Genomic DNA, 21,270 nt, shown 5'->3' with positions numbered 1-21,270 from the left:
ATAGGGGCCATTGTTGGTATTAGTACTTATTTTTTAGTCAACAAAGGTTTCTTTTATAACCTCTTTGCAATTTTCAATTTCTGCTTCGGTTAGGTTTTCAAAAATTCGGATTATCCTGATTTTGTCAACTGTCCGAATCTGGTCAATTGCAATCATTCCTTTTTTCCCGTTGTGTTTGACCGAAACTCTTGTTGGATATTTTTTTAAATTAGTAGTCATTGGAGCAAGAACTATTGTGTTTAGATGCTTGTTAATTTCATTTGGTGAAATGATTACACAAGGTCTAGTCTTTTTAATTTCGCTTCCAATGGTAGGGTCAAGATTGACAAGAACAATTGAGTATTGTTTTAGATCCATTCCTCAAGATTTTCGTCCTCGAAAACATCGTCCATAAGTAGCTTGTCATCTCCGTTTTCACTCATTCTTTTAAATTCTTTTTCCCAATTTTTTCTCGGTAAATCAATTGGTTTCAAGATTATTTGTTCCTTTTCGAGAATGAGTTCTACTTTGTCCTTTATGTTATATTTCTCCAAGATGGTCTTGCTCAAACGGAGTCCTTTTGAATTTCCGATTTTAATTATTGATATTTCCATAATTTCTTAAATGTTATTACAAGGTAAGTACATTTTGTTGAAACATCAAAATTTGTTCTGTATTAATGCCAACAACGCCATAAATATACTTGGAAAGGCTTGCGTAATTAAAGTAGCCTCTTTAACTCTTCAAAGCGGGTTTAATTACCTAGAGCCTGTTTTGAGTATGCCTAAAGATTTTGCATTGAAATGAGTTAGATTTATTTCTTTTAAATACCCGTGAGCCTGCAACGAAGGAATTGATTAAGGCTAAAAGATATGTGCCAGTATGCTTATTGAATTGCTTAGAGGCTTCCCGACCGCTGTGAAGCAATGCAGAGGTGCGGGGAAAGCATACCAACCCCTGCAGAAAGGGTAACAACCCCCGCAGGAAGGGTAACAAGCCCTGCAGGAAGGACCACAATCTCATAAGGAAGGGTAACAAACCCCGGAGGAAGGGTAACTTACCCTGCAGGAAGCATTTTTTTTGGTGCAGGAGCAATTTTTTTAGTGGTTTCTTTAAATTTTAGCCACAGATACACAAATACACAGCTATTTTCATGATAGCTATGTTTAGTCTTTTCTCTTTATTCTTTCAGCGAAGCGGTCTTGAATCTTTTTTCTTTCAGCGAAGCAGTCTTGAATCTTTCCACGCTCGTGCTCGAGAATAAGATATATTTTGGCAACCATATTTTGGTTTTATAGATTTTAGCCACAAATACACAGATGTTTTTATGATAGCTAAGTTTAGTCTTTTCTCTTTATTCTTCCAGCAAAGCGATCTTTTTTCTTTGTTCTTCCAGCGAAGCGCTCTTTTTTCTTTGCTCTTTCAGCAAAGCAATCTTCACTCAATTATTTTTAAATAACATACATCAATAATTCCAAACTTTGGATTTTGTATTTTTGATAAGATTTCAAAAAGGGAAGTAAGAAAGTCCTTTTTAGGGAATCTTCTTTTATTATAAAAAATTGCAATATCAAAGCCCATAATAGGCATTTGATAGGAAATGGTTGGTACTAACCAACATAATTATAGTATTAGAAAACAATTAATTGTGAAAATTTGAATAAATGAAATATAAAAAACTACCAAATACAGCTATTGACGTAAGTAAAATTTGCTTAGGAACCATGACATGGGGGAAGCAAAATACAGAAGAGGAAGGGCATAGACAGATGGATTATGCGGTAGAAAAGGGCGTTAATTTTTTTGATACAGCAGAATTGTATGCTATTCCGAAGGAAAAAGAAACGCAAGGAAGTACAGAAACCATTATTGGGAATTGGTTTAAAAAAACAGGAAAACGAGAGAATATATTTTTAGCTTCTAAAATTGCTGGGCCTCCAGAGTTTAATGAACATTTTATTAGAGAGGAAGGTTTTACTGAGGCTGCTTTTGATGATGCTATCCATACAAGTTTAAAAAGACTACAAACAGATTATATCGATTTGTATCAATTACATTGGCCTGACCGAGCTACAAATTGTTTTGGGCAGCGAGACTATGTGCATGATGAAAATGAGCAATGGGAAGATAATATTCAGCAAATCCTTCAAATTTTAGAAAGATATATTAAACAAGGAAAAATACGCTATATCGGACTCTCAAATGATGTGCCTTGGAGTGTGATGCGTTATTTGGAGGAGCATAAATTTAATGGACTCCCTCGTATTGCTACCGTTCAAAATCCTTATAATTTATTGAATAGAACTTATGAAATAGGGTTAGCAGAAATATCTATGCGTGAAAATGTAGGGTTATTGCCGTATTCTCCATTAGGGTTTGCTAGACTTACCGATAAGTATATTGAAAATAAAGGGATTGAAGACGCACGATTAACGCTATTTCCAGAGATGGCTAGGTATAATGGAGAGCGTTCTCTAATAGCTACTCAGAAATATTATAATTTGGCTAAAAAGTACAATATGTCTTTGGCAACATTGGCGCTTGCCTTTATAAATGCACAACCCTTTGTAACGAGTACTATTATTGGAGCTACTAAAATGGAGCAGTTGGAAGAAAATATAGCTAGTATTAATGTTGATTTAGACGAAGAAATTCTTTCAGAAATAAATAAAATCCATAATGAGATTCCTAATCCAGCACCATAATACAAGGAAACGTAATATAGAAGAAGTGTTAAGGAGTAGTCTAAAAAGTAATTTATAGTTGTTATCCTGAACTTGTCAAGGAGCTTGTTTATTAATACTCAAAAAATTCTTCGACAAGTTCAGGGTAACACATAAAGTTTTTATGGTAATTACAATTTAGTCTTTACGCTGTTTTTTTACAGCTAAGCGGTATTGTTTCTTTGTTCAGACACTACTAGTTATTAATCTACTTTTCTAAAAGTAAGGTTATTCTCTCCAGAAGTAAGCGTAAGGATAAGGTTTTTGTATGTAAAGCTGAATTTTTTATTATTAACAGCATCTAGAAAATTGGTTTCTAATTCGGCGTTTGGACAAGCCATTTTTGTACTCATTAACTCTCCAATTGCAAGGGAATCTTTTTCTACTACTAAAGTCCCATTAATTCTATTGCAACCACTAAAGCCAAATACTTTTCCACTACGTAAATTAAACTCTAAATTTGGGCGCTTCATGCTCTTATCTACAGGTTTCCCATTCATAGTTTCTAGTGCCCAAATGTCGTTTAAACGATAGTCGCCTATATATTTCCCGCAGCCTTTAAAGTCATTATAATCTTGCATTTCATCTGTTTTTGTGCTAACTGTCACTTTATATGAAAAAGATTCGCCATTTTCTGTTTCACAAGATTCCTTAAAGATGGTAACTTGTAATAGTCCAGCTTCTGTTTCTGCTGAATAATTAACGGCGCTAACATCTTGTGGAATCCGAGCTTCTGGAACTGGAGTACTTATTTTTTTAGGATTGTCTAAAGAGGTAAACGTCATAGATTTATCAAAGTCGATAAGTAAACTCCATGAAGGATTTTCTCCCGAAGCAATAAAATCTATTCCCTGTGGGATAGCCTCTTCTTTTTTCATAGGAGTTTCTTTTGCTGTGTTCTCTTCAGCTGTTTTTGCTTCTTCTTTCTTTTTAGCGTCATTACAAGCTGTAAGTGTAAGTAAAGAGATTCCTATTAATATTATTTTTTTCACATGAATAAATTTAAGTTAAACAATAGATTTTAAGTTTATTATATAATTAAGTATTGTTGTCTGATAAAGGTTAACGGAATTTATTGGACTCCACTTATATCAAGGTTTAATGAGGTTTTATACATTTATTTTTAATCCCTTATAGAGGGTGTAATTCCCCAAAGCCCGTCCTGAGTTAGCTTATTTATTCAAATAAAAAAGCAACAACATCTTCAATTTTTGAAACGCGACGAATATTTATTTGAGGATTTTTTATAGATAATTTATTTAGTTTAGATACAAAAATAGTAGAAAAACCTAGTTTCTCGGCTTCTAAGATGCGTTGTTCTACTCTTTGAACAGGTCTTATTTCTCCTGCCAATCCAATTTCAGCAGCAAAACAAAAATCTTTTTCTATGGCAACATCTTCATTACTAGATAATATTGCAGCTACTACTGCAAGGTCGATAGCAGGTTCTTCAATAGAAATTCCTCCAGTAATATTTAAGAAAACATCTTTGGCACCAAGTCTAAAACCAGCTCTTTTTTCTAAAACAGCTAGCAGCATATTAAGGCGCTTTACATTATATCCTGTGGTGGTGCGCTGCGGAGTACCATAAACTGCGGTACTTACCAATGCTTGAACTTCAATCATTAATGGTCGCATTCCTTCAAGCGTAGCAGCAATTGCTGTACCGCTAAGTTCTTCTTCAGTTTTAGAAATTAATATTTCTGATGGATTGCTAACTTCTCGTAAACCTTTTCCAAGCATTTCGTATATCCCAAGTTCTGCTGTAGATCCAAAACGATTTTTTAAGGCTCGCAAAATTCTGTAAACATGATTTCTGTCGCCTTCAAATTGGAGCACAGTGTCTACCATATGCTCGAGAATTTTTGGCCCAGCAATATGTCCATCTTTGGTAATATGTCCAATTAGAATAACAGGAGTATTGGTTTCTTTAGCAAATTTTATAAGTTCTGAAGTACACTCGCGAATCTGACTTATACTTCCTGCTGAAGATTCTATATAGTCTGTGTGCAATGTTTGAATTGAGTCGATAATTAAAATATCGGGCTCTGTAGTTTCAATTTGCTTAAAAATATTTTGCGTTTTTGTTTCTGTGAGGATGTAGCACTGCTGGCTATCAGGGAAAATTCGTTCTGCCCTCATTTTTATTTGTTTCTGACTCTCTTCTCCAGAAACGTATAATGTTTTAAAAGGAAGATGCAATGCAATTTGTAAGAGCAAGGTGCTTTTTCCAATTCCAGGTTCCCCTCCAAGTAAAGTTACAGAACCAGGAACAATACCACCTCCAAGGACACGGTCAAATTCTAATCCGCCAGAAGACATTCGCATTTCCTGCGAACCATCAATCTCTTGAATGCGTAATGGTTTAGCTGTTCTTTTTGAGGAAGTATCTGTAGGCTTCCATCCTTTCTTTTCTTCTTTTTGAACAACTTCTTCTACTAGCGTATTCCATTCTTTGCAAGAAGAACATTGCCCTTGCCATTTTGCGTATTGCGTACCACAATTTTGACAAAAAAAAGTTGTTTTGACCTTTGCCATTATACTATAAATTTTAAAGTTGAAAGGTACAAAGATTTTTGGTTAGTATTTTTTTATTGTTGTCCGATAAAAGTTAACGGAATTTATTGGACTCCACTTATACCAAGGTTTAAAACAGATTTTCAAAATAGCCACCTTACTATTAATAAAAATGAATAAAAAGAGGAGTTTAGTAATATTGTTTCTTTAAACTCCTTATTTTGTGATAGTTAAAATTTGGTCTTTCTTCTTTTCTCTTAAAGCGAAGCGGTCTTGCATTTTTACTCGGACATTAATGGTATTTTTTAGGAAATGAGGTATAAGAGTTTAGTAAGGACTTATAAGTGTTATTTGTTTTACCTGAAAAAATGTATTAAAAACTGCTCCCAAGTATACACTTGTGTATAAATTTTATACACTTATGTATAATCAATTTTTACGTAAGCGCCTGTTTTTCAGTGAAATTGAAATTGGTATCAATGTTGGTTATGGTATAGGGAACAAAATTATACCCTATGGAACAATCAATATTAAAAGAATCAACCGAAGACTCGATACAGGAATCTAAAAATCGTATCGAACGATTTATTTCAAACTCATCATCATCTTTCATTTTAGTAGGTACATTTTTACTAATGCTTGGTGCGGTATCTTTATTCTTTATTCTAGCACCCTATTTTGAAAGAATTCACCTAGAAAGAATGAGTTCTACTTGGGGGATTGTTTTGATGATTATTGGTTTTTCATTACTTACCATAAAGCTTAGTTTTATAACCTATATTTTATTTTTATATCTGAAATATAAAGTTGTTAAGCCAGTTTCAGATTCAGAATTGCCACTTTGTACGGTAATTGTTCCTGCTTATAATGAAGGAGAGTTAGTTTACAAAACTTTAAAAAGTTTGGTTGCTAGTGATTATCCAGAAGAGAAACTGCAAATTATTTCTATAGACGATGGGAGTCAAGATAACACTTGGGAGTGGATGAAGAAGGCTCAAAATGAATTAGGAAATCGTGTTTCTATTTATCAGCAACCAGAAAATAGAGGAAAAAGACATGCATTATACCGTGGATTTAAATTGGGAACAGGAGATGTTTTTATAACTGTAGATAGTGATTCTATAGTTTTAAAAGATACCTTGAGAACTATGGCGAGCCCATTTGTTGTTAATCAAGATTGTGGTGCAGTTGCAGGAAATGTTCGTGTGTTAAATAGTAAAAAAGCACTTATTCCAAGGATGTTGAATGTAAGTTTTGCCTTTAGTTTTGAGTTTATTCGTTCGGCACAAAGTAGTTTAGGTTCTGTTTTATGTACGCCAGGAGCATTGTCTGCCTACCGTAGAGAGGCTGTATTTAATTGTCTACACGATTGGATTAACCAGACTTTTATGGGGGAAGTTTCTAAAATTGGAGAGGATCGTGCTATGACAAACATGATATTGAAACAAGGGTATAAAGTATTGTTTCAACGTAAGGCATATGTGTATACTAATATTCCAGAACGTTATAAAAACTTATATAAAATGTTTATTCGTTGGGAAAGAAGTAATGTTCGAGAGAATATTGCAATGAGTAGATTTGCTTTTGGAGATTTTAGAAAAGGAGCTAAAGGTGGAACTAGAATATTATTATTGAACCAATGGTTAAAAATGGTATTGGCATACCCTGCAATAATATTAATGTTATATTTTGTAGTGTCATACCCAGTATTGTTTCTTAGTTCAACATTAGCAGGTATCATGGTTTTTTCAAGTATGCAGGCTTTCTTTTATGCAAAAAAACACAGTTTGTCTGAAGCTTTTTGGGCATATCCATATAGTGTGTTTTATGCTTTTACTTTATTCTGGATTACTCCATATGCAATTGTAACTGCTGGAAGAAGTGGGTGGTTAACCAGAGATTTAACTAAAAAGCAATTAAAAGAGCAACGTGTGGTTGCAATAACCTCTTAATTAAAAATACTTAATAGTCCATATATATTTAAATGAGAAACGTTCATCTGGAATAATCTAGATGAACGTTTTTTTTGTGGAATTATTTTGAAGATTTATCTACTTGAATTCTTTCGTATTAAAATGTTTTTATAATGAAGGTAATCTAGTACTATAAAAATAATTATCTTGATATCGAACATAAAAAACCTATAAATTAGATGAATAAAAGCTATCTAGATTATGCTAATTATAATATTTGGGCAAATAATAGATTGATTAACGATTTAGCATCTCAAGAAGATAAGATTTTAAACCATGAGTTTATTGGGAGCTTTCCAACAATTCGTGCTACTATTTTGCACATTTGGTATGCGGAAACTGGTTGGTTGTCTCGGATGCAAAATGGCGAATGGTCTGTAGATAAAGTTGTAAATTTCTCTGAGGATACTAATGTACTTTTTAATAAATGGAAGGATACTTCTTTAAAATTTAAAGAATTTGTAGAAACTGCAGATTTGGAAAATGAAATAAAATTTGAGCATAAAGGAGAGCAATTCTCTATTCCAGCTAGAGAAATGGTTCAGACAGTTTTTAACCATGGAAGTTATCACCGCGGACAAGTGGTTATGATGATGCGGCAATTGGGAGTCTCTAAAATATCTCAAACAGATTATATTGAATGGGCTCGGGAACGAGAGAGAGGTAATGTATAGTGTGACAGGTTTATGTAGTAATATTCAAATATTATAAGTGGCTGTCTAAAAATGTATCCAAACTCTAAATGTTATTCTATGCTTGTTGAAGAATTCTTTTGGTTGTTAGATGTTTAAAACTTCGGCAAGTTTGATAATTACAAATTGCTTTTTAGACAGTCACTCTTATTTTTTTAGAAGAAGTAAATAGAATTATCTCTTCGGAATTATTTTTAGTTTACCACCCGAAATCTGCTTTTAAAGCATCAATTCTTTCTAGGGCAAGGTCTTTGGTTAAGAAATCTATTTCTTCCATTCCGAAAGCTTTTTCGTAAGTACGCATTGCTTTTTTAGGCTCGCCCATTTGTTCGAAATATTCAGCTTCAAAAAAGAAACCAAGCATAGTGTCTGGATATTCTTTTTTTGCAATCTTACTTAACTCATTAAGAGACTCTAAATCTTCCTTTTTCTTTGTTCCAGCATAAATAGCCATCATGTCGTTAAGGCTAACTTGTTTTTTAAATCCGAATAGCGTCTCAATGGTATTATACTTTTCTGTTAAATATTCCACTATTGGTCCTTCATAAGCTAAGACCTCTTTTTTGTATTCTTCAATACTAATTGGTTTGTATACTTTGAATATTTTATCCAATGCCTTAGGAATTCCATACGAAGCTACTCCATAGTGATTTGCGTTTTCAAATTCATCAAAGTAATAATGTACATTATCGTTAGAAATGCCCTTCATGGTATTATTGAATACTTTAATTCTTTGCTGATTTTCTTTTTCATCATTTTCGCTAGTTGCTAAATAATAAAAGGTCATAGCTTCTATGGCTCCTAGTCTTTCAGGAGTATTTCTTTCCATGCTAGGAGCAAATGTTGGAGACAATTCTATATATGCATTAAAGAGCATATTGTTTTTAAATAAATAATAATTGCTAAAATTTGCTGTAGTTCCGTGTCCTACTATGGCTTTAAAATTGGCTAAGTTGTAGTTTTTAGCAATCATAGGGATGAGTTCCATCCCGATAAATTCAAAGAAAGAGTTTCCTTTTTTATCAGGAAAACCGTTTTCATCACTATAAAAACAATCTTCATAACGGGTATCTCTTTGATTGATTCCAACGACAATACTCTTTGGCATTTCGTCTTTATAAGCATAAAATTTTGAGTTTGCTACCACTATATCAAACAGATAATCGGCATCCAAAACAACAATTAAAGGATATGATTTTTCTGCGGAATAGTCCTCTGGAACATACAATTGGATGTCTCTTTTTTCCGCAAGTTTAAAGGATTCAATTGTGGAGGAAGTTGTTTGTGCGTTAGAAATTAAAGCACACAAAAACAGTACAATACATGTGAGTGTAGTATTTTTCATGGTAATTAGATTTGGTGGCTGAAAGATAAAAAATTATTTGTTTCTATTGTATATAGGAAGAGAAAGATTCATTAATTATGCTTTTTATTTATATAGAGGTTATATGTTAATTTATTTAGCTTATATTTGATTTTAAATTTATAAAATCTTACAATTATGAAAAAATTATTATTTTTTGCAGCATTTTTTTTCTTTTTACTTCTTGCTTCATGTAATTATGAAGAGGAAATAATCGATTTAAATCAAGATTCGGAAGTAGGGATGACAGAAGAAGTGATTTATAGCTTTAATGGAGAATTTTTAACTTTGAAGATTGATGTTTCTGATGAGGAAAATGCAATATTAATTGAAACAGAAGATAGTGATAGATTGAGCAGAATATATGAGGATAATGAAAATTTATTTATATACGAATCTGTCGAAGATAATATTATTTACTTGTATGAGAATGAGAATGAATATAGAAATGATACTACTTATCAAAGTCGAGAGAAAGTGGTAAGTAGCCGAAGCTATATATCTGGATTGTCTTCCGTTTCGATGTATGAGCATCATGATTTTATGGGAGGAGTTTATACGGTTAGTGTTCCAAGTGGGTATATTTTTAATTCTGGTGATTTAATTAAGGCTATGCCAGATTTAAGAAATTATAATTTTAATAATGGTGTTAATATGAATGATAGAATTAGTTCATTAGTAATTAGAAATGCAGAGTTTGTAGGTTATCAGCACCCAAATTATGGAGGGAAGGCATTTGGAAGAGATAGTTGGGATGGAACTAGACAATTTGGAGAATTGAAAAGATTTAAGATGTGTGGGCAATTTTGGCCTTTTGGTTGCGGAACAGATGCTAGTGATGAATTTACATCAGTTAAAATTTATGCATTAAAAAGATGAAGATTGAAAGTGATAGCGGTAGAGCTTATTCTTCTACTGCTATCTTCTATTGTATATAGGAAGAGAAAGAAACGCTAAAGCTCCAAAAACAACGACCATCAACGTTTGGGAAGTCCACATAATCCATCCAAATGCATCTCCAGAAGCTTCAGAAACTCCGTAGATAAGTAGAATTTTACTTACAGCAATTGGGTATAATCCAATACCTCCATTGGTGGCGCTCATGGCAAAAGCTCCAGCAACAAATGAAGCTAAGATGGCATTTAATGGTAAGGAAGCTGTTTCTGGAATACTAAATTTTATTACCCAAAACATAGCTATATAAAGAACCCAAATACAAAGCGTATGAAAAATAAAAAGCCATTTATTTTTCATTTTAAAAATACTCAAAGCGCCTTCTAGCAGTTCAAAAACAAAATTCTTCACTTTCAAGAAAAATCCAGTTTTAGCCTTTCTTATCAAGAGTAAAAAAATAACTCCCACAGCAATTAAAATAACTCCAGCTATAATAAGCTTTGTGTAGTTTATATTTTTTTCAGCAAAATAGTCAGCTATAATTTCGGTTTGTAAAATGGCTGTTATTAAAACAATAGATAAGAGCATAATAACGTCTATTACACGTTCTGCAATAATAGTTCCGAAACCTTTTTGAAAAGGGACTTTCTCATAAGAGGTAAGGGTGGTGGCTCTTAGCACTTCTCCAGATCTTGGAATTCCCAAATTGGCTAAATAGCCAACAAAAATAGCCATGAAATTATTTAATAAAGCAGGTTGATAACCTATGGGTTGCAGGAGTAAATTCCAGCGTAAAGCTCTAGAAAAATGACTTAAAAAGCCAAGAATTACGGAGATTATTACCCAAAAGTAATTGGCATTTTTAATGGCATTAAAGATGTTCTCTCGCTCGGTAGGAGTGGTGTTATTGTAAGAGTACCAAATTAAAAAAACTCCCAACAAAAGTGGGAGTAGTTTTTTTAAAATATTTATAAGTTTTTTACGCACCTTTAGGTAAGAGAATTATCTTTTTCATTTGGGAATATAAGGGAAGGCTTAAAGTTTTTAGCTTCTTCAAAATCCATAATTCCGTAGGAGATAATAATAATAATGTCTCCTCGCTGTACTCTTCTAGCTGCAGGACCGTTTAAGGTAATTTCTCCACTATTTTTTGCGCCTTTAATGGCGTATGTTTCTAATCGTTCGCCGTTATTAACGTTTACAATTTGTACTTTCTCCCCTTCAATAATATTAGAAGCTTCCATTAATGCTTCATCAATGGTAATACTCCCAATGTAATTTAGGTCGGCTCCAGTAACCGTAACTCGGTGAATCTTAGACTTTACTACTTCAATTTGCATGGTACAAAGGTATTAATTTAGAGCAACATTATCTATCAGTCTTATATCATTTGCATAAACAGCAACAAAAAGCCTGTAGCGTTTGTTTTCTTTTTTTGTTTTAACAGGTTTTAACGTTTTTTCGTCAGCAATTTCAGCATATTCCAAAGAAAAATCTGAGTGTTTACTAAATTGCTTTTCAATCCAATTTACTGTATCTATTGCACTTTCTGTGCCAAACTTATCTTTTGCTTGCAGTAGTGTTTTATAAATAAAAGAAGCTTCTTTACGTATATCTTGAGGAAGGCGTTCATTTCTGGAGCTCATTGCGAGTCCGTTTTCCTCTCTACTTATAGGGCAACCAACTATATTTACTGGAAGCTGATTTTTAGCTGCCATTTTTCTAATAATTTGTAGTTGTTGGAAATCTTTTTCACCAAAATAAGCATTATCTGGCTGGACAATTGTAAATAATTTTCTTACAATAGTTCCTACACCGTCAAAATGTCCGCTTCTGTATTTACCTTCCATTTGATGCTCTAATCCGTCAAAATCAAAAGTTTCAGAAGTAACATTATTATCGTAAATATCTTCAGCAGAAGGAGCAAAAATTATAATATTTTCGTTAAGTAACTTTAAAGTTTCTAAATCTCTGTCAAAGGTTTTGGGGTATTTTTCAAGATCCGTTTTATTGTCAAACTGCGTAGGGTTTACAAAAATACTAACCACAACAACATCGTTGTTAATAAGCGCCTTTTCAACTAGAGAAAGATGTCCTTTGTGTAAAGCGCCCATAGTAGGAACCAAGCCAAGGGTTTTATTCTCTGTTTTTTCCTGTTTTAGGAATTGAATTAATGCTTCTTTTTGATTGAAAATTTGCATTTGGTATAAAATTAATAGCGTGCAAAGCTATATAAAATTAACTAATTAGGCATATTTTTTGTATTTTTGCATCCTTTAAACCTTAGTCTAAAGAAACAAATTGATTTTATGACAGACAAAAGAGTATTATTTGTCGCTTCAGAAATGGTTCCTTACTTACCGGAAAATGAAGTGTCTTCAATGGCTTATGAAAGCCCACGAATGGTGAATGATAGAGGCGGACAAATACGAATCTTTATGCCTCGTTTTGGTAACATTAATGAGCGAAGACATCAACTCCACGAGGTTATTCGCCTATCGGGAATGAACCTTGTAGTGAATGATATGGATATGCCGCTTATTATAAAAGTAGCATCCATTCCTAAAGAAAGAATTCAAGTTTATTTTATAGATAACGAAGAGTATTTTAAGCGTAAAGCTACCTTTACAGATGAAGATGGAAACTTGTTTCCAGACAACGATGAAAGAGCAATTTTCTTTGCAAAAGGAGTAGTTGAAACTGTTAAAAAGCTTAATTGGAATCCAGATATTATCCATGTTCATGGTTGGATGGCTTCTTTATTACCATTGTATTTGAAGAAATATTATGCCGACGAACCACTTTTTGCTGAAAGTAAAATAGTTACTTCTGTATACAACAAAGGTTTTGATGGTACGTTAGACAAAGAGATGATTAATAAAGTGAAGTTTGACGGAATAGAGGAGGATAAAATAGCACCTTTAGCAGATCCAACATATAGCAACCTTTTAAAGGTGGCTGTAGATAATTCGGATGCAGTTATTGTTGCTTCAGAAGAAATTCCAGACGATCTTAAAGAGCATATTGATTCACTTTCAATTCCTGTTCAACCTCATGTTTCTATCTATGAGTTTGAAGAGGCTTACAATAAATTTTACGAAACTAAAGTTTTAAGTTAATACAGAGTACAAATGAAGATGAGTTTTAAAGGAAGGAATGTATTGCCAACACTGCTTGTAATAGGTAGTGTTATTTTTTTTACAGCTTGTGAAAGAGAGTATAATACTATAGGTGTAGATTTAATAGACAACGGGGAAATACAGGCGAGCAAGAAAACATTTGATGTTTATGCTTATAATAAAAAATTAGAGAGTGTTCGTACTAACGGACTTTCGGGATATCAGTTAGGTGCATATGCACATCCTGTTTATGGATTAGGTAAAAGTTCTTTTGCAGCTCAATTGTTGCTGCAAAGTGGCAATCCTACTTTTGGAAATAACACACAGGCTATAGAGAGTTCTTCTGCAGATAAGCAAGAGAATGAAAGAGTAACGGCGGTGTATTTAAATATTCCTTTTTTTAGTACGGCTTTGAGTGATACTACAGAGTTGGCTGAAAACGAGCCTAAACCTTATAGAGTAGATTCTATTTTTGGAAATAGAGCTGCGGAGTTTAATTTGAAAGTACAGGAGTTTACAAAATATTTGAGAGATTTAGATCCAAATAGTAATTTTCAAGATGCGCAAGAATATTTTTCAGATGAAGACGGAGCTTCTTTTGCAACTACAATTTTGTATGATGATACATATCAAATAAATGAAGAAGAAGTTGTAATTCCAGATCCAGATGCAGAAGACGATCCTGAGACGGATGAGGATGAATCCATAATTCCATTAGAAAGAATTGCTCCGGGAATTCGTGTAAAACTTGACAATCAATTTTTTCAGGAAAAAATATTAGACAACGAAGGAAGTACTGTTCTAACAAGTCAAAGTAACTTTAAAGACTTTTTGAGAGGATTGTATATTTCTGCTGAAATGCCTAATAACGACTTAGCAATGTTGCTTAATATTCAGGCTTCATATGTTGAAATTCAATATGATTATGATGCAACGGTAGATGGAGAAGCTACTATAGAAAGTGGTACCTATAAATTGCAGATGAGTGGAAATAAAGTTAATTATCTTACTCAAGATTCGTATCCTTCAGAAGTTTTAAATCAATTTACCGATGCTAATGCTACAAGATTATATCCTAATGGAGGAGCAGGGAGTTATATAGAATTGGATATGTTGGCTGGAGGGTCTGATGTAACAACAGTATTTCAAGAAGCTAAAGAAAAAGGATGGTTAATAAATGAAGCTAATTTGATATTTTATGTAGACGAAGGTTCGCTTTCGGAAAAAACAGATATTACGTTACCAAAGAGGCTTTATTTGTATAACAAAACTGATAACCGCTCTTTAGTGGATTATAAGACAGATTCTATTCGTGGTAATACTGGAGTGGATTCAACAAATTTCACAGTATATGGAGGGTATTTAAAAAATGATGGTAATTTAGGTTCATATTATAAATTTAGACTTACAGATTATATAACAAATCTTCTTAATGATGATGATTCGGATGCAGAGGCTAAATTAGGATTAGTAACTACTAGTAATATATTCAGTTCATACACTGTATCCGCATTTAATCAAACAGAAGAAGTAAAAATTCCCCAAGCAACTATTACCAATTTATATGGAACAATTTTATACGGAAATAATGTTCCAGATAATGAGAGTGATAGGAAACTAAAGCTCGAAATCTACTATACTGAGACAAAGGGAAATTAACTTAAATAAAAAATTATGTGTGGGATTGTAGGTTATATAGGCCCTAGAGAAGCCTATCCTATTGTAATAAAAGGATTAGAAAGATTAGAATATAGAGGTTATGACAGTGCAGGTGTGGTGCTTTATAATGATGGAGAAACCCAACTGTGTAAAACCAAAGGAAAAGTAGCCGATCTTAAAGAAAAGGCCAATTCAGAAGGAATAACAAAAGGGAAAATAGGATTAGGACATACCCGTTGGGCAACCCATGGTGTTCCAAATGATGTAAATGCACATCCTCATTATTCAAATTCTGGGAACTTAGTAATTATCCATAATGGAATTATAGAAAATTACGGTTCTATAAAAAAAGCACTTGAGAAAAGAGGGTATACTTTTCAATCGGATACGGATACTGAAGTATTGGTAAATCTTATTGAAGATATTAAACAGAATGAAAATGTAAAGCTTGGAAAAGCGGTTCAGATTGCTTTGAATCAAGTTATTGGTGCGTATGCAATTGCTGTTTTTGATAAAACGAAACCAGACGAAATAGTAACAGCAAAATTAGGAAGCCCACTTGCAATTGGGGTAGGTGAAGATGAGTTTTTTATAGCTTCAGATGCCTCTCCTTTTATTGAGTTTACTAACAATGCTATTTATTTAGAAGACGAGCAAATGGCTATTGTCCGTTTAGGTCGAGATGTTAAAATCCGACAAATAAAGGATGATAAACCTGTAGCTCCGTATGTGCATGAGCTACAACTTAGTTTGGAGCAGATTGAAAAAAATGGATTTGACCATTTTATGCTGAAAGAAATCCATGAGCAACCTGAGGCTATAAAAGATACTTACCGTGGTAGATTACGTATCAATGACGGGATTATTAAAATGGCTGGAATTGAGGATAATTTAGAGCGTATTCTAAATGCTAATAGAATTATTATTGTTGCTTGCGGTACTTCATGGCATGCTGGTTTGGTAGCAGAATATATATTTGAAGATCTTGTAAGAATTCCTGTTGAGGTAGAATATGCATCAGAATTTAGATATAGAAATCCTATAATTACTTCTAAAGATGTGGTTATTGCAATTTCTCAATCTGGAGAAACAGCAGATACTTTAGCAGCTATAAAATTGGCTAAGCAAAATGGAGCCTTTGTTTTTGGCGTATGTAATGTGGTAGGTTCTACTATTGCAAGAGAATCTCATGCAGGAGCTTATACACATGCGGGGCCAGAAATTGGAGTTGCTTCTACCAAAGCATTTACAACACAAATTACGGTTCTTACTTTAATAGCGCTAAAATTAGCGCAATCTAAAGGAGCAATTTCGAAAACAGAATTTCATAATTACCTTGCAGAAATGGAAGCTATCCCTACTAAGGTGGAGGAGAGTTTGAAAATAGACGGACATATCCAGGAAATAGCATCAGTTTTTAAAGATGTACCTAACTTTTTATATTTAGGACGTGGATATAATTTCCCAGTTGCTTTGGAAGGGGCGCTAAAATTAAAGGAGATTTCTTACATTCATGCGGAAGGATATCCAGCAGCAGAGATGAAACACGGGCCTATCGCTTTAATTGATGAGCAAATGCCAGTGGTGGTTATTGCAACCAAAAAAGGACATTATGAAAAGGTTGTGAGTAATATCCAAGAAATTAAATCAAGAAAAGGTAAAATTATTGGAATCGTAACTGAAGGAGATACAGAAGTTAAATCGATGGCCGATTATGTTATTGAAGTTCCTGAAACAATTGAAGGATTAACACCTTTGTTAACAACAATTCCGCTGCAATTACTTTCTTACCATATTGCAGTAATGAGAGGGTGTAATGTGGATCAACCAAGAAACTTAGCAAAATCAGTAACGGTTGAATAAATGATTATCAATTCCGTAATTTTTGTATTAAAAAATTACGGAATTGAAAAAATATGTATATTGTTCTTATCTAAAACTAATTTTATTATGATAAGAACAATTTTTTTTGCCTTTACTTTTCTATTTAGTGCATTAGGAGTTGCCCAAACTACTATTTCTGGAAAAGTTACAGACGAGCAAAATCAACCTATTCCCGGAGCGAGCATTCAAATAAGTGCTACAACTGTAGGAACTGTGACTGATTTTAACGGGGAGTTCAATTTATCAACCGATCAAAACCTTCCATTTAAGATTATAATTTCTAGTATTGGGTTTACTTCGCAAACGATTGCGTTGTCTTCTGCTCAATCAATAGAGATTCAATTAAAAGAGGAAACTACTAGCTTGGGGGAAATTATTATTTCTGCATCTAGAACCCCAGAGCGTATTTTTGAATCTCCTGTTACGGTAGAGCGATTTGGTTTAAAAGAAATAAAAAATACAGCATCTGTTGATTTTTATGATGGTTTGGAAAATCTGAAAGGTGTCGATATTAATACCAATAGTTTAACATTTAAATCTATAAATACACGAGGATTTGCAGCTTTTGCTAATACTCGTTTTGTACAACTCATTGATGGGATGGATAATGCTGCGCCAGCTTTAAATTTTCCATTAGGAAATTTATTGGGGATGACAGAAATAGATGTTCAAAGCGTTGAGCTACTTCCTGGTGCTTCTTCTGCACTATATGGAGCAAATGCTTTTAACGGAATTTTATTTATGAGGAGTAAGAATCCTTTCGATTTTGAAGGAATAAGTACGTATGCAAAATCTGGAATGACTTCTCAAAAAGCAGCAGGAGACAATGTTTTCTGGGATTTAGGAATTCGTGTTGCTAAAAAGTTCTCCGATAAATTTGCTGCCAAAGCTAATTTCTCATATTTAAAAGGGACAGATTGGTTTGCCGTTAGTGAAGAGAATGTGCTGAATCCTGGAACGGGACGGGAATTACCTAATTATGACGGACTTAATGTTTATGGAGATGAGGTGAGTACAAACATACGGGCAGTAGGACTAGCTCTTGCAGAAAATGGAATAATACCTGCAGCGGCAGTTAATTTATTGCCGAATGAAAGTGTAAGTAGAACAGGGTATTTAGAACGCGATTTAACTAATTATGAGGCAGAAAGTGTAAAATTTGATGCGGCATTACATTACCGTCCTTTTGCAGATGATTTTGAAATTATCTATCAAGGAAAAATAGGAAAAGGAGCTACTATTTATCAAGGGGCAAACAGATATTCCTTAAAGAACTTCTTTTTACAACAACATAAAATTGAGTTTAAGAACGACAATTTTTTTGTACGGGGTTATATGACCGATGAAGATGCGGGCGATTCTTATGATATGCGATTTACGGGGATAAATGTGAACCGATATTGGAAAACAGATCAGCAATGGTTTGGAGAATATGCTGGAGCATATGTACAGTCAACTTTAGGGGGCGCTTCGAGTGAGCAAGCTCATAATATTGCAAGACAAGCTGCCGATACTGGAAGACTTATTCCAGGAACTCCAGAGTTTGAACAAGCATTTAATACAGTAACTACAAACGCTGACTTGGCAACGGGGTCTCAGTTTAGAGATGCTTCTCAATTATATCATGCAGATGCAAATTATAATTTTTCACATTTAATTGATTTCGCCGATATTCAGGTTGGGGGATCTTATAGAACCTATCGTTTAAATTCCTTCGGAACTATTTTTACAGATTATGATGGACCGATAAGTTATAGTGAGCTTGGACTTTACACTCAAATTCAAAAACAACTTATGGACGAACGATTAAAACTTACAGGGTCGTTACGATATGATAAATCAGAGTTGTTTGAAGGACAAGTAACGCCTCGTTTTTCAGTTGGATATACGGCAGGGGCTAATAGAAATCATAATTTAAGAGCCTCTATTCAAACAGCCTTTAGAAACCCAACCACTCAAGATTTATACATAGGCTTGGATGTTGGGAGAGCTATATTGGTAGGTTCTGCTGAAAATAATTTAGATCGTTATCAAAGAACATTTAATGTGAATAACTCAGTAGCAAATGGAGGGGAAGCTACAGCTACTATAAGCGCTAGAGACGCATATGAAAATTCTTTTTTAGCAAGTTCTGTCCAAGCTGGTGCTCCAGTTGCTTCAAACGTAGGTTTAGTAAAACCAGAACAGGCTATTGCTTATGAGATTGGATATAGAGGGCAATTGGGTAAATTTGAAATTGATTTAAGCGGGTATTATACAGATTATACAGATTTTATTGCTAATCAAAACGTAATTGTTCCTTTGTACGGACAGGTGGGAGATAATTCGCAATCTTTAGCAGCGTTGGAAAGTGATGATTTTAAAGTTTTTCAGACTTATACTAATGCAAAGTCTGGGGTACAGTCTTATGGAGCTTCTATTGCAATAGCAACAAAAGTTTTTAATGGTTTTGATTTAAGCGGAAATTATACTTATGCTGATTTTGAACAAGAAGACCCAGATTTTCGAGCGGGATTTAATACGCCAAAGCATAAATTTAAAGCCTCTTTTGGCCATACAGAACTTGTGAAGAATTTTGGATTTAATTTTAGTTACCGATGGAGCGATTCTTATTTCTGGCAAGCTAGTTTTGGGGATGGAAATATCCCTTCTATTACTGTGTTAGATGCGCAATTAAACTATACTGTTCCTAGTCTAAAGTCTATTTTTAAAGTAGGGGCTGCTAATTTATCTGGAGAGGAATATTACACAGCATATGGTACAGGTTTAATAGGAACGCAGCTATATGTCTCTTGGACAATTAATAATTTTTAAGCTAATTCTAAACGATATTTTATGAAGACCAATTATGTAAGCCTTTTGTTTTTAATGTTTTTGGGACTGTATGGGTGCAGTTCGGATGATGATGCTGGGAACGGCGGAAGTGAAATGGAGATGGAATATTCCTCTGGAACTGCAGATTTTTCAAATTATGTAGCTGTAGGGAACTCATTAACTGCAGGATATACAGATGGTGCTCTTTTTGTATCCGGACAATCAAATTCGTTGCCTAATATATTATCACAACAATTTGCACTTGTTGGAGGAGGAGAATTTCAACAACCATTAACTAACGATAATATTGGGGGACTTCTTGCGGGAGGTTTTCCATTACCAGGGATTGAAAACAGATTATACTTTAATGGTTCTGGGCCTGCTCGTTTACCTGGGAGTCCAACTACCGATATTGCACAAACCCTTTCAGGGTCATTTAATAATATGGGAGTGCCAGGAGCGTTTAGTTATCATTTATTATCTCCGGGCTATGGAAATATAGCAGGTGTAGCAGCTGGGTTGGCAAACCCTTATTTTGTTCGTTTTGCTTCAAGTCCGTCTACAACAGTAATTGCCGATGCAGTGGCTCAAAAACCTACTTTTTTTAGTCTTTGGATAGGAAATAATGATGTATTAGGGTATGCAACTGGAGGTGGTGTTGGAATTGATCAAACTGGAAATCTTGATTATGCTACGTATGCATTAAACGATATTACCGACCCAACCATTTTTGCAGATATTTATACTGCTATTGTTTCTGAACTGTCTAAGAATGATGCTAAAGGAATAGTTGCAAATATTCCAGATGTAACGGAGATTCCTTATTTTACAACAGTTCCTTATGCTCCGTTAGATCCTACTAATCCTGATTTTGGTTCTCAAATTCCAATGTTAAATAACATTTTTGGAGCTTTAAATCAAGTTTATGAGGCGCTTGGAGCGCCCGAGCGTAAAATAGAATTTGCTACAAATGCCGCAAGTGCTGTTGTAATTAAAGATGAGGCATTAACCGATATTTCTGCTCAAATTGAAGGAGTGTTAAATGCTAGTCCGACTTTCCCTGCATTTATTTCGCAATTCGGATTACCTGCCCAGGCAGTTCCTCTTGTTGCGAATATATTAGGGCAAAGGTATGGGCAGTCAAGACAAGCAAACGAAGCAGATTTAATAGTATTGCCAAGTAGTAATGTTATAGGAACTGTTAATGTAACCGCATTACAAGCTTTAATGGGAATGGGAGTCCCGCAGGAATTAGCAGGGCAATTTTCAATAGAAGGGATTACCTTGCCTTTAGAAGATAAATGGGTGTTAATACCTTCAGAACAAGCAAGTGTAAAAACAGCTACCGATGCCTATAATATGGCAATTGCTACTATTGCCCAACAAAATGACTTGGCATTAGTAGATGCAAATGCAATTATGAAAATGTTGTCACAAGGGGGTGGCGTTCCTTTTGACGAATTTATACTGAACAGTAGTTTGGTGTTTGGGGGTGCTTTTTCTTTAGATGGAGTGCATCCTACAGCTAGAGGATATGCCTATTTGGCAAATAAATTTATGGAAGCTATTGAAAAGAAATATAATGCTGTTTTACCAAGAGTACGAGCGGCAGATTATAATACGCTCTATCCAGCACAATTGCCATAAAGCAAC

Annotated in this window: 17 protein-coding genes; 9 read left to right on the top strand and 8 right to left on the bottom strand. The window is 34.0% G+C overall.

From position 1 onward, the window contains the following. Positions 1-33: 33 nt before the first annotated feature. Positions 34-357 carry a type II toxin-antitoxin system PemK/MazF family toxin gene (locus JOOMADRAFT_RS02405; protein WP_008611084.1) on the bottom strand — a complete coding sequence of 108 codons (324 nt, stop codon included), beginning with the start codon at positions 355-357 and terminating at the stop codon, positions 34-36. Next, positions 348-593 carry an AbrB/MazE/SpoVT family DNA-binding domain-containing protein gene (locus tag JOOMADRAFT_RS02400; RefSeq protein WP_008611083.1) on the bottom strand — a complete coding sequence of 82 codons (246 nt, stop codon included), beginning with the start codon at positions 591-593 and terminating at the stop codon, positions 348-350. Before JOOMADRAFT_RS02400 ends, JOOMADRAFT_RS02405 begins: the two co-directional genes overlap by 10 nt. Positions 594-1,643: 1,050 nt before the next feature. Between JOOMADRAFT_RS02400 and JOOMADRAFT_RS02390 the strand changes: the two genes are divergently transcribed. Further along, the gene (locus JOOMADRAFT_RS02390; protein WP_008611080.1) at positions 1,644-2,684 is read left to right on the top strand and encodes an aldo/keto reductase; all 1,041 of its coding nucleotides are present in this window, start codon (positions 1,644-1,646) and stop codon (positions 2,682-2,684) included. Between the two features lie 221 nt (positions 2,685-2,905). Here the strand turns inward: JOOMADRAFT_RS02390 and JOOMADRAFT_RS02385 are convergent, their stop codons facing one another. Beyond that, positions 2,906-3,694: an META domain-containing protein gene (locus tag JOOMADRAFT_RS02385; RefSeq protein WP_008611079.1), complete on the bottom strand. Its 789-nt coding sequence runs from the start codon at positions 3,692-3,694 to the stop codon at positions 2,906-2,908. Between the two features lie 184 nt (positions 3,695-3,878). Further along, a complete protein-coding gene (gene radA / locus JOOMADRAFT_RS02380; RefSeq protein WP_008611078.1) occupies positions 3,879-5,240 on the bottom strand; it encodes a DNA repair protein RadA in 1,362 nt (453 codons plus the stop codon). Between the two features lie 494 nt (positions 5,241-5,734). Here radA and JOOMADRAFT_RS02375 point away from each other — a divergent pair, with 494 nt between their 5' ends. Further along, the gene (locus tag JOOMADRAFT_RS02375) at positions 5,735-7,171 is read left to right on the top strand and encodes a glycosyltransferase (protein WP_008611074.1); all 1,437 of its coding nucleotides are present in this window, start codon (positions 5,735-5,737) and stop codon (positions 7,169-7,171) included. Between the two features lie 200 nt (positions 7,172-7,371). Then, positions 7,372-7,866, top strand: coding sequence for a DinB family protein (locus JOOMADRAFT_RS02370; protein WP_008611073.1), 495 nt, complete (start codon positions 7,372-7,374; stop codon positions 7,864-7,866). Between the two features lie 217 nt (positions 7,867-8,083). Here JOOMADRAFT_RS02370 and JOOMADRAFT_RS02365 read toward each other — a convergent pair whose 3' ends face one another. Beyond that, the gene (locus tag JOOMADRAFT_RS02365) at positions 8,084-9,229 is read right to left on the bottom strand and encodes an alpha/beta hydrolase (protein ID WP_008611071.1); all 1,146 of its coding nucleotides are present in this window, start codon (positions 9,227-9,229) and stop codon (positions 8,084-8,086) included. A 156-nt stretch (positions 9,230-9,385) separates the two neighbouring features. On the opposite strand from JOOMADRAFT_RS02365, the gene JOOMADRAFT_RS02360 reads away from it, so the two are divergent. Further along, positions 9,386-10,126, top strand: coding sequence for a hypothetical protein (locus JOOMADRAFT_RS02360; RefSeq protein ID WP_008611070.1), 741 nt, complete (start codon positions 9,386-9,388; stop codon positions 10,124-10,126). Between the two features lie 39 nt (positions 10,127-10,165). Here JOOMADRAFT_RS02360 and JOOMADRAFT_RS02355 read toward each other — a convergent pair whose 3' ends face one another. The 3 genes from JOOMADRAFT_RS02355 to panC are packed head-to-tail and all read right to left on the bottom strand — an operon-like array spanning position 10,166 to position 12,342. Beyond that, complete coding sequence (locus tag JOOMADRAFT_RS02355; RefSeq protein WP_008611068.1) at positions 10,166-11,128, bottom strand: lysylphosphatidylglycerol synthase transmembrane domain-containing protein; 963 nt, start codon at positions 11,126-11,128, stop codon at positions 10,166-10,168. Between the two features lie 2 nt (positions 11,129-11,130). Further along, on the bottom strand, positions 11,131-11,481 hold the full coding sequence (gene panD / locus JOOMADRAFT_RS02350) for an aspartate 1-decarboxylase (RefSeq protein WP_008611067.1): 351 nt from the start codon (positions 11,479-11,481) through the stop codon (positions 11,131-11,133). A 12-nt stretch (positions 11,482-11,493) separates the two neighbouring features. Beyond that, a complete protein-coding gene (gene panC / locus JOOMADRAFT_RS02345; protein WP_008611066.1) occupies positions 11,494-12,342 on the bottom strand; it encodes a pantoate--beta-alanine ligase in 849 nt (282 codons plus the stop codon). A gap of 108 nt (positions 12,343-12,450) precedes the next feature. Here panC and JOOMADRAFT_RS02340 point away from each other — a divergent pair, with 108 nt between their 5' ends. The 5 genes from JOOMADRAFT_RS02340 (at position 12,451) to JOOMADRAFT_RS02320 (ending at position 21,264) form a co-directional block, all read left to right on the top strand. Continuing rightward, complete coding sequence (locus JOOMADRAFT_RS02340; RefSeq protein ID WP_008611065.1) at positions 12,451-13,260, top strand: glycogen/starch synthase; 810 nt, start codon at positions 12,451-12,453, stop codon at positions 13,258-13,260. A 12-nt stretch (positions 13,261-13,272) separates the two neighbouring features. After that, positions 13,273-14,919: a DUF4270 domain-containing protein gene (locus JOOMADRAFT_RS02335; RefSeq protein ID WP_008611064.1), complete on the top strand. Its 1,647-nt coding sequence runs from the start codon at positions 13,273-13,275 to the stop codon at positions 14,917-14,919. Between the two features lie 15 nt (positions 14,920-14,934). Beyond that, positions 14,935-16,782: a glutamine--fructose-6-phosphate transaminase (isomerizing) gene (glmS, locus tag JOOMADRAFT_RS02330; RefSeq protein ID WP_008611063.1), complete on the top strand. Its 1,848-nt coding sequence runs from the start codon at positions 14,935-14,937 to the stop codon at positions 16,780-16,782. An 87-nt stretch (positions 16,783-16,869) separates the two neighbouring features. Continuing rightward, positions 16,870-19,617 carry a TonB-dependent receptor gene (locus JOOMADRAFT_RS02325; RefSeq protein ID WP_040879881.1) on the top strand — a complete coding sequence of 916 codons (2,748 nt, stop codon included), beginning with the start codon at positions 16,870-16,872 and terminating at the stop codon, positions 19,615-19,617. Positions 19,618-19,638: 21 nt separating this feature from the next. Then, positions 19,639-21,264, top strand: a complete 1,626-nt coding sequence (locus tag JOOMADRAFT_RS02320; protein WP_008611061.1) for an SGNH/GDSL hydrolase family protein — start codon at positions 19,639-19,641, stop codon at positions 21,262-21,264. The last annotated feature ends 6 nt before the right edge of the window (positions 21,265-21,270 follow it).

Origin of the sequence: Galbibacter orientalis DSM 19592, from assembly GCF_000260115.1 — a bacterium.
GTDB classification, from domain to species: domain Bacteria; phylum Bacteroidota; class Bacteroidia; order Flavobacteriales; family Flavobacteriaceae; genus Galbibacter; species Galbibacter orientalis.
Note: the sequence above shows the minus strand (reverse complement) of the source record. Positions and strands in the feature narration are given on the sequence as shown.

Bases quoted from the DNA above. Each gene is read 5' to 3' on its own strand.
- radA (WP_008611078.1), bottom strand. From the start codon at position 5,240: ATGGCAAAGGTCAAAACAACTTTTTTTTGTCAAAATTGTGGTACGCAA.
- JOOMADRAFT_RS02405 (WP_008611084.1), bottom strand. From the start codon at position 357: ATGGATCTAAAACAATACTCAATTGTTCTTGTCAATCTTGACCCTACC.
- JOOMADRAFT_RS02340 (WP_008611065.1), top strand. From the start codon at position 12,451: ATGACAGACAAAAGAGTATTATTTGTCGCTTCAGAAATGGTTCCTTAC.
- JOOMADRAFT_RS02360 (WP_008611070.1), top strand. From the start codon at position 9,386: ATGAAAAAATTATTATTTTTTGCAGCATTTTTTTTCTTTTTACTTCTT.
- panC (WP_008611066.1), bottom strand. From the start codon at position 12,342: ATGCAAATTTTCAATCAAAAAGAAGCATTAATTCAATTCCTAAAACAG.
- JOOMADRAFT_RS02365 (WP_008611071.1), bottom strand. From the start codon at position 9,229: ATGAAAAATACTACACTCACATGTATTGTACTGTTTTTGTGTGCTTTA.
- JOOMADRAFT_RS02370 (WP_008611073.1), top strand. From the start codon at position 7,372: ATGAATAAAAGCTATCTAGATTATGCTAATTATAATATTTGGGCAAAT.
- JOOMADRAFT_RS02375 (WP_008611074.1), top strand. From the start codon at position 5,735: ATGGAACAATCAATATTAAAAGAATCAACCGAAGACTCGATACAGGAA.
- JOOMADRAFT_RS02390 (WP_008611080.1), top strand. From the start codon at position 1,644: ATGAAATATAAAAAACTACCAAATACAGCTATTGACGTAAGTAAAATT.
- glmS (WP_008611063.1), top strand. From the start codon at position 14,935: ATGTGTGGGATTGTAGGTTATATAGGCCCTAGAGAAGCCTATCCTATT.
- JOOMADRAFT_RS02335 (WP_008611064.1), top strand. From the start codon at position 13,273: ATGAAGATGAGTTTTAAAGGAAGGAATGTATTGCCAACACTGCTTGTA.
- panD (WP_008611067.1), bottom strand. From the start codon at position 11,481: ATGCAAATTGAAGTAGTAAAGTCTAAGATTCACCGAGTTACGGTTACT.
- JOOMADRAFT_RS02320 (WP_008611061.1), top strand. From the start codon at position 19,639: ATGAAGACCAATTATGTAAGCCTTTTGTTTTTAATGTTTTTGGGACTG.
- JOOMADRAFT_RS02325 (WP_040879881.1), top strand. From the start codon at position 16,870: ATGATAAGAACAATTTTTTTTGCCTTTACTTTTCTATTTAGTGCATTA.
- JOOMADRAFT_RS02400 (WP_008611083.1), bottom strand. From the start codon at position 593: ATGGAAATATCAATAATTAAAATCGGAAATTCAAAAGGACTCCGTTTG.